Source organism: Trujillonella endophytica (genome assembly GCF_900110555.1).
Taxonomy (GTDB): Bacteria; Actinomycetota; Actinomycetes; order Mycobacteriales; family Geodermatophilaceae; genus Trujillonella; species Trujillonella endophytica.
Map to the genome: position 1 here is coordinate 443,502 of NZ_FOEE01000001.1, position 18,320 is coordinate 461,821.

At 75.4% G+C, this 18,320-nt stretch carries 17 protein-coding genes; 11 read left to right on the forward strand and 6 right to left on the reverse strand.

The window, feature by feature from the left end; all coding sequences use genetic code 11:
• Positions 1-33: 33 nt before the first annotated feature.
• A complete protein-coding gene (locus tag BMY88_RS02150; protein ID WP_091939612.1) occupies positions 34-1,707 on the forward strand; it encodes an FAD-dependent oxidoreductase in 1,674 nt (557 codons plus the stop codon).
• Positions 1,704-3,137 carry an ATP-binding protein gene (locus tag BMY88_RS02155; RefSeq protein WP_091939614.1) on the forward strand — a complete coding sequence of 478 codons (1,434 nt, stop codon included), beginning with the start codon at positions 1,704-1,706 and terminating at the stop codon, positions 3,135-3,137. The genes BMY88_RS02150 and BMY88_RS02155 overlap by 4 nt, the downstream gene beginning before the upstream one ends.
• 4 nt (positions 3,138-3,141) lie before the next feature.
• On the opposite strand, the gene BMY88_RS02160 is transcribed toward BMY88_RS02155, so the two are convergent.
• From BMY88_RS02160 to BMY88_RS02175, 4 genes are read right to left on the reverse strand one after another with little or no spacing between them, the layout of a single operon-like run.
• On the reverse strand, positions 3,142-3,555 hold the full coding sequence (locus BMY88_RS02160; protein ID WP_091939615.1) for an arsenate reductase ArsC: 414 nt from the start codon (positions 3,553-3,555) through the stop codon (positions 3,142-3,144).
• A gap of 29 nt (positions 3,556-3,584) precedes the next feature.
• Positions 3,585-4,241 (reverse strand): arsenate reductase ArsC, encoded by a 657-nt coding sequence (locus tag BMY88_RS02165; protein ID WP_091939617.1) that lies wholly within the window; start codon positions 4,239-4,241, stop codon positions 3,585-3,587.
• Positions 4,238-5,356, reverse strand: a complete 1,119-nt coding sequence (arsB, locus tag BMY88_RS02170; protein ID WP_091939618.1) for an ACR3 family arsenite efflux transporter — start codon at positions 5,354-5,356, stop codon at positions 4,238-4,240. The genes BMY88_RS02165 and arsB overlap by 4 nt, the downstream gene beginning before the upstream one ends.
• A complete protein-coding gene (locus BMY88_RS02175) occupies positions 5,353-5,709 on the reverse strand; it encodes an ArsR/SmtB family transcription factor (RefSeq protein WP_091939620.1) in 357 nt (118 codons plus the stop codon). Before BMY88_RS02175 ends, arsB begins: the two co-directional genes overlap by 4 nt.
• 337 nt (positions 5,710-6,046) lie before the next feature.
• Between BMY88_RS02175 and BMY88_RS02180 the strand changes: the two genes are divergently transcribed.
• Positions 6,047-7,876, forward strand: coding sequence for an HNH endonuclease signature motif containing protein (locus BMY88_RS02180; protein WP_244524409.1), 1,830 nt, complete (start codon positions 6,047-6,049; stop codon positions 7,874-7,876).
• A gap of 592 nt (positions 7,877-8,468) precedes the next feature.
• Positions 8,469-8,666: a hypothetical protein gene (locus BMY88_RS02185; protein WP_091939622.1), complete on the forward strand. Its 198-nt coding sequence runs from the start codon at positions 8,469-8,471 to the stop codon at positions 8,664-8,666.
• Between the two features lie 4 nt (positions 8,667-8,670).
• On the opposite strand, the gene BMY88_RS02190 is transcribed toward BMY88_RS02185, so the two are convergent.
• Positions 8,671-9,021, reverse strand: coding sequence for an Rv2640c family ArsR-like transcriptional regulator (locus tag BMY88_RS02190; RefSeq protein WP_091939624.1), 351 nt, complete (start codon positions 9,019-9,021; stop codon positions 8,671-8,673).
• 97 nt (positions 9,022-9,118) lie between these two features.
• On the opposite strand from BMY88_RS02190, the gene BMY88_RS02195 reads away from it, so the two are divergent.
• The 7 genes from BMY88_RS02195 to BMY88_RS02225 all read left to right on the forward strand — a co-directional run bounded on the left by BMY88_RS02195 (position 9,119) and on the right by BMY88_RS02225 (position 16,016).
• The gene (locus tag BMY88_RS02195; RefSeq protein WP_091939626.1) at positions 9,119-9,685 is read left to right on the forward strand and encodes an ArsI/CadI family heavy metal resistance metalloenzyme; all 567 of its coding nucleotides are present in this window, start codon (positions 9,119-9,121) and stop codon (positions 9,683-9,685) included.
• Positions 9,686-9,817: 132 nt separating this feature from the next.
• Complete coding sequence (pgi, locus tag BMY88_RS02200; protein ID WP_170860912.1) at positions 9,818-11,503, forward strand: glucose-6-phosphate isomerase; 1,686 nt, start codon at positions 9,818-9,820, stop codon at positions 11,501-11,503.
• Between the two features lie 64 nt (positions 11,504-11,567).
• Positions 11,568-12,596 (forward strand): ATP-dependent 6-phosphofructokinase, encoded by a 1,029-nt coding sequence (locus BMY88_RS02205; protein ID WP_091939628.1) that lies wholly within the window; start codon positions 11,568-11,570, stop codon positions 12,594-12,596.
• A 133-nt stretch (positions 12,597-12,729) separates the two neighbouring features.
• Positions 12,730-13,098: a thioredoxin family protein gene (locus tag BMY88_RS02210; RefSeq protein ID WP_091939630.1), complete on the forward strand. Its 369-nt coding sequence runs from the start codon at positions 12,730-12,732 to the stop codon at positions 13,096-13,098.
• A gap of 55 nt (positions 13,099-13,153) precedes the next feature.
• Positions 13,154-14,668 carry an MFS transporter gene (locus BMY88_RS02215; RefSeq protein ID WP_244524410.1) on the forward strand — a complete coding sequence of 505 codons (1,515 nt, stop codon included), beginning with the start codon at positions 13,154-13,156 and terminating at the stop codon, positions 14,666-14,668.
• Between the two features lie 58 nt (positions 14,669-14,726).
• Positions 14,727-15,245, forward strand: a complete 519-nt coding sequence (locus BMY88_RS02220; RefSeq protein WP_091939632.1) for a gamma carbonic anhydrase family protein — start codon at positions 14,727-14,729, stop codon at positions 15,243-15,245.
• Positions 15,246-15,353: 108 nt separating this feature from the next.
• Complete coding sequence (locus tag BMY88_RS02225) at positions 15,354-16,016, forward strand: hemerythrin domain-containing protein (protein WP_091939634.1); 663 nt, start codon at positions 15,354-15,356, stop codon at positions 16,014-16,016.
• On the opposite strand, the gene BMY88_RS02230 is transcribed toward BMY88_RS02225, so the two are convergent.
• The gene (locus BMY88_RS02230; protein ID WP_091939636.1) at positions 15,992-18,319 is read right to left on the reverse strand and encodes an ATP-binding protein; all 2,328 of its coding nucleotides are present in this window, start codon (positions 18,317-18,319) and stop codon (positions 15,992-15,994) included. The two genes, BMY88_RS02225 and BMY88_RS02230, sit on opposite strands and share 25 nt — an antisense overlap.
• Position 18,320 lies beyond the last annotated feature (1 nt).

Below are 18,320 nucleotides of genomic sequence, written 5' to 3' on the forward strand. Positions count from 1 at the left end.
GTGCCGCCGTTCCCGCGCGACAGGAGGCCGTCCGTGACCTCGCCCGCCCGCCCACGACCCGTGCTGCTCACTGTCGACGACGACCCCCAGGTGTCCCGCGCGGTCGCCCGCGACCTGCGCCGCCGCTTCGGCGAGGACTGCCGGATCGTGCGGGCGTCCTCCGGCGTCGAGGCGCTGGAGGCGCTGCGCGAGCTCAAGCTGCGTGGCGAGCCGGTCGCGGTCGTGCTCGCCGACTACCGCATGCCGCAGATGAACGGCATCGAGTTCCTCGAGCAGGCGATGGACCTGTTCCCCCGGGCCCGCCGGGCGCTGCTCACCGCCTACGCCGACACCGACGCCGCCATCGCGGCGATCAACCTGGTCGACGTCGACGCCTACCTGCTCAAGCCGTGGGACCCGCCCGAGGAGAAGCTCTACCCGGTCCTCGACTCCATGCTCGACGCCTGGCGCGCCAGCCCCGCGGCGGCGGCCGAGGACGTGAAGCTCGTCGGCCACCGGTGGTCGCCGGCCTCGTTCCGCGCCCGGGACCTCCTGGCCCGCAACGCCGTCCCCTACCGCTGGTTCAGCGTGGAGGAGCCCGAGGGGCAGCGGCTGCTGGAGGCGGCCGGCGCCACCACGGACGACGTCCCGGTCGTCGTCACGCCCGACGGGCAGGTGCTGAGGGCGCCGGCCGACGCCGAACTGGCCGCCGTCGTCGGCCTGACCGTGGACCCGCGCGAGGAGTTCTACGACCTCGTCGTGGTCGGCGGCGGACCGGCCGGGCTGGGCGCCGCGGTGTACGGGGCTTCCGAGGGGCTGCGCACCGTGCTCGTCGAGCGCGAGGCCACCGGCGGGCAGGCGGGGCAGAGCAGCCGGATCGAGAACTACCTGGGCTTCCCGGACGGCGTCTCCGGCGGCCAGCTCGCCGACCGCGCCCGCCGGCAGGCCGGCAAGTTCGGCGCCGAGCTCCTGCTCACCCGGGACGTCGTCGCGCTGGAGGCGCACGGCCCCAAGCGGGTGCTGCGCTTCGCCGACGGCAGCACCATCGCCGCGCACGCCGTCGTCCTCGCGACGGGAGTCTCCTACCGCAGCCTGGGCGTCGACGGCGCCGACCAGCTGACGGGGCGGGGCGTCTACTACGGCTCGGCGCTCACCGAGGCGGCCTCGTGCGCCGGGCAGGACGTGTACATCGTCGGCGGCGCCAACTCCGCCGGGCAGGCGGCGGTCTTCTTCGCCCGGCACGCCCGGTCGGTGACCCTGTTGGTCCGCGGGCCCTCCCTCGAGGCGTCGATGTCGCACTACCTCATCGAGCAGATCGCGCAGATCCCGCCGATCACCGTGCGGACCTGCACGACCGTCGCGCAGACGCACGGCACCGACCACCTGGAGTCGCTCACGCTGCGGCACGAGCAGACGGGCGAGGAGGAGACGGTCCCGGCCAACCACCTCTTCGTCTTCATCGGCGGCGCGCCGCGCACCGGGTGGCTGGACGGCGTGGTCGAGCGCGACGAGCGGGGGTTCATCCGCACCGGTCCGGGCCTCCTGGCCGACGGCGACCGGCCCCGCGGCTGGGCGCTGGAGCGGGACCCGTGGTTCCTGGAGTCCAGCCTCCCGGGGGTGTTCGTCGCCGGCGACGTGCGGGCCGACTCGGTCAAGCGGGTCGCGTCCGCCGTGGGCGAGGGGGCCATGGCCGTGACGCTGGTGCACCGCTACCTGGGGGAGTCGTGACCGGCGCCCCGCCCCGCCCGACCCCCGACGAGCTGCGCGGGCTGTTCCTCTTCGAGGACCTCGACGCCGACCAGCTGGCGTGGGTGGCGGCCAACGGCGACGTCGTCGACTGCCCGGCCGGTTCCGACGTGTCGGTGGAGGGGGAGCCCGCCGACTGCTTCTTCGTCCTGCTCGAGGGCACGCTCAGCATGGCGCGGCGGGTGGGCGGCACCGAGGTCGAGACCGTGCGCACCGACCACCGGGGCGTGTACTCCGGCGCGGTGCAGTTCTACGCGGGCGAGCGGATGACCCAGGTCTATCCGGCGACGGTCCGCGCGGTGACCGACTGCCGGTTCCTGGCACTGCCGGCCGGGCCGTTCGCCGACGTGTTCCGGCAGTGGTACCCGATGGCGGTGCACCTGCTGGAGGGCATGTTCGTCGGCAACGCGAACGCCAACGAGCTGGTCGGCCAGCGGGAGCGGCTGCTGGCGCTGGGCAAGCTGACGGCGGGGCTGACCCACGAGCTGAACAACCCGGCCGCGGCCGCCGCGCGGGCCACCGCGGCGCTGCGCGAGCGGATCGCCGGGATGCGGCACAAGCTGGCGAAGCTGTCCGACGGCCGCATCCCGGGGGAGATGCTCGGCGAGCTCACGACCCTGCAGGAGGACTTCCTCGCGCGGATGGCGCCCGCGACCGAGCTGGGGGCGGTCGAGCGCTCCGACCGGGAGGACGAGCTCGGCGACTGGCTGGAGGAGCGCGACGTCGACCGGGCCTGGGACCTCGCCGGGGTGTTCGTGAGCGCCGGCCTGGGGCCCGCCGACCTCGACCGGGTCGCCGCCGCGGTGACGCCGTCCTTCCTCGCTGCGGCGGTGCAGTGGCTGGCCTACGCGGTCGAGACGGAGACGCTGGTCGGCGAGATCGCCGACAGCACCGCGCGCATCTCCGCGCTGGTCGACGCGGCGAAGCAGTACTCGCAGATGGACCGCACGCCGCACCAGGCCGCCGATCTGCACGTCGGCCTGGACGCCACGCTCACGATGATGAGCGGCAAGATCGGCCCCGGCGTCACCGTGGTCAAGGACTACGACCGGTCGCTGCCGCCGGTGCCGGCCTACACCGGGGAGCTCAACCAGGTCTGGACCAACCTGGTGCACAACGCGCTCGACGCCATGCACGGGGCGGGGACGCTCACCCTGCGGACGGCGGTGGACGGCGCCCGCGCGCTCGTGGAGATCGGCGACACCGGGCCGGGCATCCCCCCGGAGCTGCGGCGCCGGGTGTTCGAGCCGTTCTTCACCACGAAGCCGGTCGGGCAGGGCACCGGCCTGGGCCTGGACGTCTCGTGGCGGATCGTCGTCACCCGGCACGGCGGCGACCTGCGCGTGCAGTCGGAGCCGGGGGACACGAGGTTCCAGGTGCGGCTGCCGTTGGAGGAGCCGACGGACCGCTGAGCGGTCAGATCCGGGCCGGGACGCCCAGCTCGGCGAGCAGGCCGCGGATGCGCCGCTCGATCTCGTCGCGGATGGGCCGCACCGCCGCGACGCCCTGGCCGGCCGGGTCGTCGAGCGCCCAGTCGAGGTAGCGCTTGCCGGGGAAGACCGGGCAGGCGTCGCCGCACCCCATGGTGACGACGACGTCGGAGGCCTCGACGGCGTCGGTGGTCAGCACCTTCGGCTGCTGGTCGGTGATGTCGATGCCGGCCTCGGCCATCGCCTGCACGGCGGCGGGGTTGACCCGGTCGGCGGGCAGCGAGCCGGCGGAGCGGACATCGACGGCGTCCCCGGCCAGGGCGCGCAGCCACCCGGCGGCCATCTGCGAGCGGCCGGCGTTGTGCACGCACACGAACAGGACGCTGGGCTTGTCGGACACGGGTCGCCTCTCGGGAACGGGGATGACGGTCAGGCGGTCGGGGCGGGCTGGAACTCGGCGAGCAGGGCGGAGACGCGCGTCCGCAGGTCCGCCCGGATGGCCCGCACCTCGGGCAGGGGCAGCCCGGCGGGATCGCGCACCTGCCAGTCGAGGTAGCGCTTGCCGGGGTGGACGGGGCAGGCGTCGCCGCAGCCCATGGTGACGACGACGTCGGCCGCGCGGACGACGTCGTCGGTGAGGGGCTTGGGGAACTCCGCGGAGATGTCCACGCCCACTTCGGCCATCGCCTCGACCACCGTGGGATCGACCCCCGCGGCCGGGCGGGAACCCGCGGTGCGGACGTGGACCCGGTCGCCGCCCAGGGCGGCCATCAGCCCGGCGGCCATCTGGGAGCGCCCGGCGTTCTGCACGCAGACGAACAACACTTCGCGGACGCCGTCCTCGCCCGGCCCCTTCGTCCGTGCCAGGGCCGCGAGGCGCTCGGTGGCGAACCGCCCGGCGAGGACGGGCAGGTGCGGCGTGACCGTCGCCGTGCGGGCGAGCGCGGTGTAGGACTCGAGCACGTACCGGTCGATGGTCTCCCGGGCGAAGACGCCGGCGAACCGGTCGGCCAGCTGGTCGGCCAGCCGGTGCAGCGCCGCCTCCGGGAGGAGGAGACCGGGGAGGCTGCGGGCGTCGGCGGTCATCGGGCGCTCCGGAGGGGGGCGGGGACGGTGGGGTCGCCGGGGAAGAACCGGCGGCCGGCCCAGAGAGCGACGTAGACCAGCCCCACGAGGACCGGCACCTCGATCAGCGGGCCGACGACGCCGGCGAGCGCCTGGCCGCTGGTCACGCCGAACGTGCCGATGGCGACGGCGATGGCGAGTTCGAAGTTGTTGCCCGCGGCGGTGAACGCGAGCGTCGTCGTCTTCGCGTAGCCCAGGCCCAGGCGCATCCCGAGCAGGAACGAACCCCCGAACATCACCGCGAAGTAGGCCAGGAGCGGCAGGGCGATGCGGACGACGTCCCAGGGCTGGGAGGTGATCGCCTCGCCCTGCAGCGCGAACAGCATGACGATCGTGAACAGCAGGCCGTAGAGCGCGATCGGCCCGATGCGGGGGAGGAAGCGCTCCTCGTACCAGGCGCGGCCCTTCCGGCGCTCGCCGATCGTGCGGGTGAGGAAGCCGGCGACGAGCGGGATGCCGAGGAAGACCAGGACGCTGAGCAGGATCGCCCAGAAGCTGAACTCCGCGGAGGTGGTCTCCAGGCCGAGCCAGCCGGGCAGCACCTGCAGGTAGAACCAGCCGAGCACCGCGAAGGCGAGGATCTGGAAGACGGAGTTGATCGCGACGAGGACGGCGGCGGCCTCGCGGTCGCCGCACGACAGGTCGTTCCAGATCAGCACCATCGCGATGCACCGGGCCAGGCCGACGATGACCAGCCCGGTGCGGTACTCGGGCAGGTCGGGCAGCAGCAGCCAGGCCAGGGCGAACATCAGGGCCGGACCGAGCAGCCAATTGAGCACCAGGCTCGCGCCCAGCAGGCGGCGGTCGCCGGTGACCCGGTCCAGCTCGGTGTACCGGACCTTGGCCAGCACCGGGTACATCATCAGCAACAGGCCGACCGCGATCGGCAGGCTCACCTCGCCCACGCGGACGGCGTCCAGCGCGTCGTCCAGGCCCGGCACCAGCCGCCCCAGCAGCAGGCCGGCGGCCATGGCCGCGATGATCCAGACCGGCAGGAACCGGTCGAGGGTGGACAGCCGCTGGAGGACGGGCGTCTCCGCCCCGCCGCGGGCGGTCTCGCCGACGGTGTCGCTCACGCGCGCGCCCCGGCCAGGCTCGGCGAGCTGAAGACGTCGGCGACGGCCGCCAGCGCCTCCGGGCGGACGCGGTAGTAGGCCCACACGCCCCGCTTCTCCCGATCCAGGACGCCGGCGGTCTGCAGCACCTTGAGGTGGTGGCTGACCGTGGCCTGGGTCAGGTCGAAGCCCGCGTTGAGGTCGCACACGCAGGCCTCTCCGGTGCGGCTCGAGGCGATCAGGCTCACCAGGCGCAGGCGCACCGGGTCGGCCAGCGCCTTGAGCAGCGCGGCCACCTCGGCGGCGCGTCCGGCGCTCATCGCGGCGCCGTCGGCGGGGGTGCAGCAGTCGTCGTCCACGGGGTTCTCGGGCATCGATGAGGATCGTATCGATGCCGGTCGATGCACGGGGCGTGGGCCCGGGGGCTTCGCCGGGAGTTCACCTGTCGGTCGCCTCGTCTGCGACCTCGGCGGTGTCCGGTTCCGGTTTCGGCCGCGTGCCGGGGTCCGGGTCTGGGCCCGGGTCCGGACGCCGTTCCGGTCCCGGTTCCGGGGCGGCCCGATCGCCGTCTCCGTCTCCGTCTCCGTCTCCGTCCCGGTCCCGGTCCCGGTCCCGGTCCCGGTTCTGGTTCTGGTTCTGGTTCCGAGGAATGCTGACGGTCGTACCGCGGGATGGCCCAGAACTGTCGTACCTCGAACGTATGTTCGGGTCATGTCACGGATCGCCGGTTCGGTGTCGCTCGCGGAGGGCGTGCTGGTGGACTGGGCGGTGGCGGAGCCGGCGTTCCTGCCGCGGTTGCCGGTGGAGCTGTTGTCGCGGGAGCAGCTGGCGGCGGAGTTGGGGCGGGTGGTGGCGCAGGAGGCGCAGCTGGCCGCGTACAAGGCGGAGTTGGTGCTGGGGCTGGCGGATCTGTCGCCGGAGGCCGATGACCCGCCGCCGGGGGTGCGGGGTGGCCGCGGGTCGTGGGGGGCGGCGGCGCGGCCGGAGGGGGTGTCGGAGTTTCTGCCGGCGGAGTTGTCGGTGGTGCTCAACTGCGGGCGGGGCGCGGCGGCGGCGTTGATCGGCCGGGCGTTCACCTACCGGACCCGGTTGCCGGGTACGTGGGGGGCGCTGGCGGTGGGGGTGCTGGACGAGCCGCGGGCGAAGGTGCTGGCGGAGGTGTGTGAGCAGGCGTCGCCGGAGGTGGCGCGGCAGGTGGAGGGCGAGCTGCTGCAGGAGGCGACCGAGTTGTCGTTGCGCCGGTTGCGGGAGAAGGCGGCCGCTGCGCTCGCCCGGCTGGACGCCGACGGGACCGACGCCCGCCGCGAGCAGGCGGCGAAGTCCGCGGATGTGCGGGTCTATTCCTCGCCGCGGGAGGGGATGGCGACGGTGGCGGTGGAGCTACCGGCCGAGGAGGCGGCCGCGGTGCACGCGATGGTCGATGAGCTGGCGCGGATGCTGAAGGCCGACGGGGACGATCGGCCGATCGGGCAGCTGCGCACCCGGGCGTACGTGGACCTGGTGCTGCGTCCGTGGGATTCCTCCCGGCCGGCGGTGACCGCGCACTTGCACGTGTGGGCGGCGTTGTCGGCGCTGGCCGGCACGTCGACGCAGGCGGGGGAGGTGAACGGGTCGGCGATCACCGCCGGCCACGTGCGCGAGTTGCTCCGCCGGTTGGACGCGCTCGGGGTGCGGCCGCCCGAGGGCGGATCGGTGACGGTCGGGGTGACCGACGAGGAGGGGGCGCTGCTGGCCACCGCCACGCTGGAGGAGTTGCGCCGGCTGGCCCGCCGCGGCTGCCCGCAACACCCCGATCGCCCCGACGCCAGCGGCACCGGCGGCCCTGGCGGCTCTGGCGGCTCTGGCGGCTCTGGCGACTCTGGCAGCAGCGGCGGCACCGGTGGCTCTGGCAACAGCGGTGACAACAGCGGCAGCACGGGAACCGGAACCGGAACCGACGAGCCGGGTGGCTGCGGGTGCGCGGTGCTGGCGCGGCCGGCCGCGGTGGACCGGTACACCCCGAGTGCGGCGCAGGACCGGTTCGTGCGCACCCGCGACCGCACCTGCCGGTTCCCCAACTGCGGGCAGCGGGTCGGCTGGTCCGACCTGGACCACGTGGTCCCGCACGCCTGCGACGGACCGACCGACTGCACCAATCTGTGCTGCCTGTGCCGCAGCCACCACCGGCTCAAGACCTTCGCCCGCGGCTGGCACTTCCAGATGAGCCCCGACGGTGTGCTCACGTTGACCACCCCGACCGGGATCACCCGCACCACCCGCCCCCCGGGCATGCGACCACCACCAGAGCCGGCCGACCCCGAACCCGACGCCGGTGAACTCGGGGGATGCGGCGGACCGGACGGGCCGGGCGAACCCGACGGACCCGACGGCTCCGGCGAACCGGGTGGCGGCGGCAGCGGTGGCGACGGCCGCGACGGAGGTGGAGGCCGACCGATACCCCCGCCCCGGCGGCTGGGCGTCCGGGAGCTGATCAAGGGGTGGCGGAGACCGGAGCCGTGCGACCCCGACGCCCCGCCCGACCCCGACTCGCCGCCGTTCTGACGTCGGCGCCGCGCATCCGGGCGCCGGGAGGGCATGTCGCCGTGCCGACGAGACGACATGTCGGCGGGTCCCCGTGTCGGCAGGTCCCCGTGGCGACACATCCCCATGTCGACCTGTTGGTTCGTCGACGGATCGTGCGTCAGGGCCGTCACTGTCGGTCGCTGTCGGTCGCTGCCGGTCTCGGTGTAACGCCGGACGCCCAGCGCAGGACGCCCGGCGCCGGACACCCGGCGCCGGGCACTGAGAGAGGGGCGTGCCGTCGTGGAGCGGTGGCCGGACGACGCCGAGCAGCAGCGCTGGCGGGACGCGCTGGCCGACGCGGCGCGGCGCATCCGCGAGGACCGCGGGGTGGACGACCCGTGGGGGCTGACCGTGGGCTGGGGCGCGCTCTGGGTCGAGTACGGCGACCGGCGGGTACGGGTGGCGGGCCCGGGCTCCGATCTCCGGAACCCCGAGGAGCTGTTCGAGGAGCTCGACGGGTGGGTCGCCTTCGACAGGCGCCACGGTCCGGGTCGGGTGCTCGACCGCGACCGGGCGGTCATGGCGGCGTGGCGCGCGGCTGCCGGCCGTCGAGGAGTTCTGGCGGCCCGTCGTGGCGCGCGTCGTCCGGGACGTCGAGGCCACCACGGACCTCCCGCGAGGGTGGCGGATCACGGTGCAGGAGGACCCGCATCCGCTCGCGGTCGACAGCGGCCCCGGCGGCGTCGCGGTGTGGACCTGCCCCCAGGCGCCCGATCCGGCGTGGCCGATCGGGGAGCTGCCCCCGCGTCCCGCGTCCGGCGCGGGGTGAGCGCTCAGCAGCAGTCGGGGTCGAGCACCCGCACCAGCGCGCCGAGCGACTCGCGGCGCGCGCGGTACCAGACGTTCATCCCGCGGCGCTCGCCCTCGACCAGGCCCGCCTTGCGCAGCTGCCCCAGGTGGTGGCTGACCGTGGCCTCGCTCAGCCCGACGATCGGAGCGAGGTCGCAGGTGCAGACCTCGTCCCGCGTCAGGAGTAGCGACATCAGTCGCAGCCGCGCGGGATCGGCCAGCGCCTTGAGGCGCAGCGCCACCTCGACCGCCGCGTCCTCGGTCATCGTCGCGGACGCGACGGGCGCGCAGCAGACCGGCGCGGTGGTGTCGAGCAGGGGCAGCGCCTTCGGCATGCATCCAGTCTGCGCTACCTCCTTGACGTATGTCAAAGAGGTGCGCACCATGGGCCACGCACCTCTTCGACATACGTCTCACAACCCGGAGGTCCCCGTGTCCCGCATCCAGCTCGCCCTCGACGTCGACGACCTCGAGCAGGCGGTCGGCTTCTACACCCGTCTGCTCGGCGTCGAGCCGGCCAAGCGCCGCCCCGGCTACGCCAACTTCGCCGTCGCCGAGCCCCCGCTCAAGCTCGTCCTCCTGGAGAACCCCGGCCGCGGGGGCGCCCTCAACCACCTCGGGATCGAGCTCGAGTCCAGCGACCAGGTGCACGCCGAGATCGACCGGCTGACCGGCGCGGGCCTGCTCGCCGACCCGGAGATGGGCACCACCTGCTGCTACGCCACCCAGGACAAGGCGTGGGTGACCGGACCGGGCGGCGAGCGCTGGGAGGTCTACACGGTGCTCGCCGACAGCGAGACCTTCGGCCGCCCGCCGGCGGAGGGCGAGTCCGGCACGTGCTGCGGCCAGGAGGTGCCCGCCACCCAGGCGGTCACCACTCAGGCGGCCACCGCCCAGTCCGCCGCCCCCCAGGCCGCCACCGCACAGGCCGCCACCGCGTGCTGCACCCCTGCAGCCGCGACGGCGACCGCAGAGGTCGGGGCGGGGACGGCGGGTTGACCCGCCGGCGCGGGAGCCGGTGACCGGGTCGTCACCGGCTCCCGCGCTCCCGGGGTTCGGATCGCCCGCGGTTCGGGCAGGGTGTGCGGTGCAGGGCGCGGGCCCCTGACCAGCACCGACCGGGAGTGACACATGGACACGACGGCCAGCACCGGAACGGCCATCGACATCACCGCGACGCCGGAGTGGCAGGCCCTCGCCGAGCACCACACCGCGCTGCGCGACCGCACCCTGCGCGAGCTCTTCGCCGAGGACCCCGACCGCGGCTGCCGCCTGACCCGCCAGGTCGCCGACCTCGTCGTCGACCACTCCAAGCACCGGGTCACCGACGAGACCCTGCGGCTGCTGCTGGCCCTCGCCGAGCGGGCCGGCCTGCGCGAGCGGATCGACGCGATGTTCCGCGGCGACCACGTCAACGTCACCGAGGACCGCGCCGTCCTCCACGTGGCCCTGCGCGCCCCCGCGACCACCGACCTCGTCGTCGACGGCCAGGACGTGACCCGCGACGTGCATGCGGTGCTGGACCGGATGGCCGACTTCGCGGACCGGGTCCGGTCGGGGGAGTGGCGCGGGCACACCGGCCGGCCGATCCGCGCCGTCGTCAACATCGGCATCGGCGGCTCCGACCTCGGCCCGGCGATGGCCTACACGGCGCTGCGCGCCTCCTCCGACCGGGAGATCACCGCGCGGTTCGTCTCGAACATCGACCCCACCGACTTCGCCGAGGCCACCCGCGACCTCGACCCGGCCGAGACGCTGTTCGTCGTCGCGTCCAAGACCTTCACGACGCTCGAGACGCTCACCAACGCCACGGTCGCCCGAGACTGGCTGCTGCGCGGGCTGGGCGAGGGGACCGACGAGGGCGCCGTCGCCAAGCACTTCGTCGCCGTCTCCACCAACACCGACGCCGTCCGCGAGTTCGGCATCGACCCCGAGAACATGTTCGGCTTCTGGGACTGGGTCGGCGGCCGCTACTCGTTCACCTCGGCCATCGGCCTGTCGCTCATGGTCGCGATCGGCCCCGGCGCCTACCGGGAGATGCTCGACGGGTTCGCCGCGGTCGACGAGCACCTCCGCACCGCACCCCTGGCGGAGAACCTGCCGGTCCTCCAGGGTCTGCTCAACGTCTGGTACACGGACTTCTTCGGCGCCCAGACCCACGCCGTCCTGCCCTACAGCCAGTACCTGTCCCGCCTGCCCGCCTACCTCCAGCAGCTCACGATGGAGAGCAACGGGAAGTCGGTCCGCGAGGACGGCGCGCCCGTGACGACGGCGACCGGCGAGGTCTACTGGGGCGAGCCCGGCACCAACGGCCAGCACGCGTTCCACCAGTTGCTGCACCAGGGGACGACGCTCGTGCCCGCCGACTTCATCGGCTTCGGCCGTCCCAACCACGAGCTCGGCGGCGGGGACCAGGGCGACGGCGACATGCACGACCTGCTGATGGCCAACATGTTCGCCCAGTCCGCGGTGCTCGCCTTCGGCCGGACGGCCGAGGAGGTCGCCGCCGACGGAACGCCGCCGGAGCTCGTGCCGCACAAGGTCATGCCCGGCAACCGCCCGAGCACGACGATCCTCGCCCCGCAGCTGACGCCCTCGACCCTCGGCCAGCTCGTCGCCTTCTACGAGCACACCGTCCTGGTGGAGGGTGTCATCTGGCAGATCGACTCCTTCGACCAGTGGGGCGTGGAGCTGGGCAAGGTCATGGCCCGCCAGCTGGCCCCCGCGCTCACCGCCGAGGCCCCTCCGGAGCTGGACTCCGACGCCTCGACGACCGAGCTCGTGCGCACCTACCGGGCGCTGCGCGGCCGCGCCTGAGGACGTCACGAGACCGTCGCCGGGGCGACATGCGGGCGCGACGTCGGTCCGTACCGTCGACAGGATGCGCATCGGAGTCCTGACCGGCGGCGGCGACTGCCCGGGCCTGAACGCCGTCATCCGCTCGGTCGTGCGCACCGCCGCGACCCAGTACGGCAGCGAGGTCATCGGGTTCCGCGACGGCTGGCGCGGCCTCCTCGAGGACCGCAGCACCCCGCTGGACGTCGCGGCCGTCGACGGCCTGCTCACCCGCGGCGGGACGACGCTGGGCTCGGCCCGCGTCGCCCCCGAGAAGCTGGACGCCGGACTGGACACGATGCGCCGCACCCTCGACCGGCATGGGGTCGACGTGCTCGTCCCCATCGGCGGCGAGGGCACGCTCACCGCGGCGCACCTGCTGTCGGAGGCCGGCGTCCCCGTGGTCGGCGTCCCCAAGACCATCGACAACGACATCGACGGCACCGACCTCACCTTCGGCTTCGACACCGCGGTCAGCATCGCCACCGACCTCATCGACCGGCTGCACACGACGGCGGAGTCCCACCAGCGGGTGCTGCTGGTCGAGGTGATGGGGCGCCACGCCGGATGGATCGCGCTGCACGCGGGGCTGGCCGCGGGCGCCCACCTCACGCTGGTGCCGGAGGAGCCGTTCGACGTGGACGACGTCGTCCGGCTGGTCACCGAGCGGTTCGCCCGGGGCGACTCGCACGTCATCGGCGTGGTCGCCGAGGGCGCGCACCCGCTGCCGGGGCAGATGGCGTTCCGCGAGGGCGGCGTCGACGAGTTCGGTCACCGGCGCTTCACCGGCGTCGCCCAGCAGCTGGGGGAGGAGCTGGAGCGCCGCACCGGCAAGGAGGTGCGGGCGACGGTCCTCGGGCACGTCCAGCGGGGCGGGACGCCGACGTCGTTCGACCGTGTCCTGGCCACCCGCTTCGGCCTGCACGCCGCCATCGCCGCCCACGAGGGGCACCGCGGGCAGATGGTCGCCCTGCGCGGCACCGACATCGACCTCGTGCCGCTGGCGCGCGCGGTCGCCCGGCTGAAGACCGTCCCCGCCTCGCGGCTGCGGGAGCTGCACGCGTTCACGGGCTGAGCCGTCACGGGCCGAGCCAGCACCGCGCTGAGCCACCACGGGCCGAGCCACCACCGCGCCGAGCCACCACCCCGCCGAGCCGCCAGCCCGCTGAGCCTTCACCGCCCGGCCGCCGGCGGAGCACACTCGCCGCATGGGCACTCGCGCCCTCCGCCGGGAGGACTTCGCGGCGACCGTGGGCGCCGAGGGCATCGTGCTGGTCGACTTCCGCGCCGCCGCGTCGGGCTCCAGCCGGGCCTTCGCCGCGGTCGTCGACAGCGCGGCCGCGCGCCACCCCGACGTCCTGTTCGCCGCCGTCGACACGGAGGCCGAGGCGCAGCTCGCCGCCGACGTCGGCGTGCGCACCGCGCCGACGCTCATGGTCTTCCGGGACGGCGTGCTGGTGTTCGCCGAGCCCGGCTGGCTGCCGGGCGACTCCGTCGACCTGCTGATCGCGACGGTGCGCGAGCTGGACATGGCGGCGGTCCGGGCCACCTACCCCGACCCGATCACCGGCCGATGACCGCCCGGGCGCACCGGCCAGCGCGTCCGCGGGATCGGGCGGAGGATCGGGCGTCGTGACCCGCTCCGCCCCCGAACCCCGGACCACCGCACAGGACGAGGGGTACGAGCCCGATCCGCGCCGCTGGCGGGCGCTGTCGGTGACGCTCGTCGCCGGCTTCATGACCCTGCTCGACGTCAGCATCGTGTCGGTGGCGCTGCCGTCGATGACCGAGGGCCTGGACGCCACCCCCGCGACCATCCAGTGGGTCGTCTCCGGGTACGCGCTCACCTTCGGGCTGATGCTCGTGCCCGCCGGCCGGCTGGGGGACGCGTTCGGCCGCCGCCGGCTGTTCCTCGTCGGCCTGGCCGGCTTCGTGCTGAGCAGCGCCGCGGCCGGCGCCGCCCCCTCGGTGGGCCTCCTGGTCGCCGCCCGGCTGGTGCAGGGCCTGGCGGCCGGCTGCCTGGCCCCGCAGAACTCGGCGCTGATCCAGCAGCTGTTCCGCGGCGCCGAGCGCGGCCGCGCCTTCGGCATGTTCGGCGCCACCATCGGGGTGTCGACGGCGACCGGGCCGGTGGTCGGCGGGGTCATCCTGGCGCTGGCCGGGGACGCCGACGGCTGGCGCTGGATCTTCTACGTCAACGTGCCGATCGGCGTCCTCGCCTTCGTGCTGGCGCTGCGGCTGCTGCCCCGGGGCGGCTCCGGGAGGTCCGGGCACATCGACGGCGTCGGAGTCGCCCTGCTCGGTCTCGGCGCGCTGGCTCTGCTGTTCCCGCTGGTCCAGGCGGAGTCCGGCGGCCTGGGGGAGCTGTGGTGGCTCTTCCCCGTGGGGCTGGCGCTGATGGTGGCCTTCGCGCGGTGGGAGCAGCGCGTCGTCCGCCGCGGCGGCCAGCCCGTCTTCGACCCCCGCCTGGTCACCCGGACCCGCGGCTACGCCGCCGGCGCGGCCCTGGGGACCGTCTACTTCCTCGGCTTCAGCGGGATCTGGCTGGTCCTGGCGCTGTTCTTCCAGACCGGCCTGGACTACACGCCGCTGCAGTCGGGCCTGTCCGTGACGCCGTACGCGCTGGGGTCGGCGTGCACCGCGGTGGTCGCCGGGCGGCTCGTGGAGCGGTACGGGCGGGCGCTGACGGTGATCGGCCTCGTCGGGGTGGCGATCGGGATCGCCGCGGCCGCCGTCGTGCTGCTGCTGGTTCCCCCGCAGGCGGCCGGCTGGGCGGTCGCGCCGGCGCTCCTGCTCGGCGGCATCGGCGGCGGCTTCGTCATCTCGCCCAACATCACCATGACGCTGCGCAACGTCCCGGTGCAGATGGCCGGTGCGGCCGGCGGCGGCCTGCAGACGGCGCAGCGGTTCGGCGCCTCGATCGGCACCGCCGCGCTGCCTGGCCTCTTCTACGTCGTCCTCTCCTCGGCCGGCGGCGACTACGCGGTCGCGGCGGCAGCCGGGCTGGCCGTCGCGCTGGTCACCACCCTCGCCGCGCTCGTGCTCGCGGTCCTGGACCTGCGGCGCGACCGCCGGGATGACGCCCGCGACCGCGCGGCCCGGGACGGGGAGCCGGCGCCGTCCGGGGCGCACGCCTGGCACGGCTGAGCAGCGCGACGGGCGCGGGCGCTGGTCGCCGGGACATCCCTACGGTAGGGATGTCGGTATGCCGCTGTACTCGTTCGAGGGCCGTTCGCCCCAGGTCCATCCCGACGCCTTCGTCGCCCCCACCGCCACGCTGATCGGCGACGTCGTCGTCGAGGCCGGCGCGTCGATCTGGTACGGCGCGGTGCTGCGCGCCGACTTCGGCCAGATCCTCGTGCGCGAGGGCGCCAACGTGCAGGACGGCTCGGTGATCCACGGCGGCGAGCCCACGATCATCGGGCCCGGGGCCAGCGTGGCGCACGGCTGCGTGGTGCACGGCGCGCAGGTGGGCGCGGGCTCGCTGATCGGCAACGGCGCCACCGTCCAGGACGGCGCCCGCATCGGCAGCCGCACCCTCGTCGGCGCCGGCAGCCTGGTGCCGCCCGGCGCGGAGATCCCCGACGAGGTCGTGGCCCTGGGCAGCCCCGCGAAGGTGCGCGGCCCGCTGACCGAGAGCACCGCGTTCTGGGTGACCAACAACGGCGAGGAGTACCAGCGGCTGGCCCGCCGGCACGCCGCCGGCATCGAGCTCGTCGGCTGAACGGAGTCGCTCGCGTGCGGTTCCCCGCACTCGAGCGACTCCGACCGTGGGGGTGGTGTGGGGGCGCTGTGGGTGGGGTGTGCCCCCGCCCACCGCGAGGCTCGGTGCATGACATCGACGACCTCCACCACCGCCCTCATCGACGTGTCCGACATGGTCGTGGTGCACCGGGCCTTCCGTCGCGAGCTCGGCCTGGCGCCCCGACTGGTCCGCGCCGTGCCCGCCGGGGACACCGCCCGCGCCGCCGTCCTGGCCGCGCACCTGCGCCTCTGCCTGGAAGGCCTGCACCTGCACCACACCGGGGAGGACGACGTCCTGTGGCCGGTGCTCCTCGAGCGCAGCGCCCCCGGCGCCGCCCTCGTCGCCCGGATGGAGGCCCAGCACGAGCAGGTGCACGGCCACCTCGACGCCCTCCGCACCGCGCTGGACCGCTGGGAGGCCGAGGCGCGCCCGGCCGTGACCGAGGAGGTCGCCGCGGGCCTGGAGCTCCTCGTCGCGGCGCTGCTCGAGCACCTGGACGAGGAGGAGGCCGAGATCCTGCCGCTGGCCGCCCGCCGCCTGTCCCGGGCGGAGTGGGAGGCCGTCGGCCGGCACGGCATGGCCCACATGGAGCGCTCGCAGCTGCCGATCCTGTTCGGGATGGTGCTCGAGGAGTGCAGCCCCGCCGAGCGGACGGCGATGCTCGGCGTCCTGCCGCCCCCGGTGCGGGTGCTGGCCCGGACCGTGTTCGCGTGGCGCTACCGCCGCTACGTCCGTCGCGTCCGCGGCTGATCCGGGCTCCCGATGCCGGCGGCGAGGCCGGGGACGTCGGCCGGGCGCAGGGCCCGGCCCCGGCCCCAGGCCGCCGCGAACGCCTCCTCGCCCAGCGCGTTCCGCACGACCGGGAGCCACTCCCGGGCCGCCGCCAGGTCGGGCGGGAAGGAGACGGCGAGCGACCCCGCCTCGGCGGTGGCCGACCCCGCGGCGAACAGCTCGGCGGCCAGCCCGTGCCGGCCGCGCTGCGCGGCGCACACCGCCAGCGACGGCAGCGTGTAGGCGAGGGTCCAGGCGGTGCCGACCGCGGCGGCCAGCTCGGCCGCCTCGGTCAGCCGGTCCAGGGCGACGTCGACCTCCCCGGTCGCCAGGGCGAGGCTGCCCTGCATGTTGAGGACGAGGGCGATCGTGAACGGCGCGCCGAGCGCCCGCGCCGCCGCCTCGGCCCCGTCGAGCTCCCGCGCGGCGGCGGCCACGTCGCCCGAGCGGAACAGCAGCTGGGCGCGGGCGGTGGAGGTGTGGGCGCCGGTCCACTCGTGCCCGATCCGGCGGGCGAGCGGCGCGACCCGGTCCAGCAGCGTCGCCGCCCGGTCCAGCTCGCCGGCGAACACGGCGGCCATGGCGCCCAGCACGAGGGCCTGGGCGTGCCGGTCCTCGGCCGAGGCGCCGGCGCCCTCGGCGGCGTCGGCGGCCGCGGCGGCCTCCCGCGCGGTGCCCGGCACGTCGCCGCCGGCGTAGCGCAGCCCGGCCAGGGCCAGGTGCAGGGCGGCGCGTGCGGCGGCGTCGAGCTCGCCGGCCGCGGCGGCGGCCGGCTCCAGCCAGCCCAGGCCCTCGACGGCGTTGCCCCGCAGCGCCCAGTACAGCCAGGTGTCGGCGCCGAGCTCGGCGGCGGCCCCGGCCCGCCCGGTCCCGACCAGCCGGGCGAGCGCGGCGGCGAGGTTGCCGTGCTCGCGCTCGAGGAGGTCCAGCCAGGCGGGCTGGTCGGGGCCGAGGAGCCCCGTCCGCGCGCCGCCGGCCAGCGCGCGGACGGCGTCGGCGGCACGGTCGGCCACCGGACCGGCCTCGCCCGCCTCCGCCAGCCGGGCCGCGGCGTACTGCCGGACCGGCTCCAGCAGGCGGTACCTCGGGCCCGGCCCGGGCAGCGGCACGACCAGCGACTGCTCCACCAGTCCCGCCAGCGCCGGGACGACGTCGCCGTCGCCGCCCGCGACCTCCTGCGCCACGTCCAGCGAGAAGCTTCCGCGGAACACGGCCAGCCGGCGCAGCAGCACCTGCTCGCCGGCGGTCAGCAGGTCGTGGCTCCAGTCGAGGGTCGCCCGCACCGTGCGCTGGCGCTCGGGCAGGTCCCGCGGACCGGGCGTGCCCAGCGCGGTGTCGAGCCGGGCCAGCAGCGGGCCCGGCGCGAGGTAGCGGGCGTGCGCGGCGGCCAGTTCGAGGGCGAGCGGCAGGCCGTCGAGCCGGCGGCAGATCGCCTCGACGTCGGCGGCCGTGGCGGCGGTGAGCGGGACCGACCCCCCGGCGGCGCCGGCCCGGTCGAGGAAGACCCGGGCGGCCGGCGACGCGGCGACCGCCGCGACCTCGGGCCCGGCCGGCAGGGGCAGCGGACCCAGCGGCCGCTCCCGCTCGGCGCGCAGCCGCAGCGGTGCCCGGCTCGTGGCGAGCACGACCAGGCCCGGGCAGCGGGCCAGCAGGTCCGCGACGTCGCTCGCGGCGCCGAGCAGGTGCTCGAGGTTGTCCAGCACCACCAGCAGCCGGCGACCGCCCAGCACGGTGGCCAGCGCCGCCGGGGTCGCCCCCGGCGGCTGCTGCCCGCCGACCGCGCGGGCGAGGGTGGCGAGCACGAGGCCGGCGTCGCGAACCGGGGCCAGGTCCACCCACACCACGCCGTCCGGGAAGTCCTCGCCCAGCGCCCGCGCCACCTCGAGCGCCAGGCTGGTCTTGCCCACCCCGCCGGGGCCGGTGAGGGTGAGCAGCCGCGTCGTCCCGTCGCGCAGCAGAGCGGCCACCTCGGCGAACTCGGTCTCCCGGCCGACCAGCGGCACCGGTGGCACGGGCAGGACCGGGTTCGGGGGAGCCTCCCCGGTCGGCCGGGCGGCCGCGGACAGCCCCTCCCGTCCGGCGCCGTCCAGGCCGAGGGCGTCGGCGAGCGCCCGGACGGTGTGCGGGTACGGGCGGCGGCGCTCCCCGCGCTCCAGCGCGCCGATCGCCTTCGCCGTCAGGCCGGCCCGCTCGGCCAGCTCCTCCTGGGTCAGGGCGGCGTCCTCGCGCAACCGGCGCAGCCGGACGGCGAAGGCGCCCGGGCCGGCCGTCGCTGCGCTCACC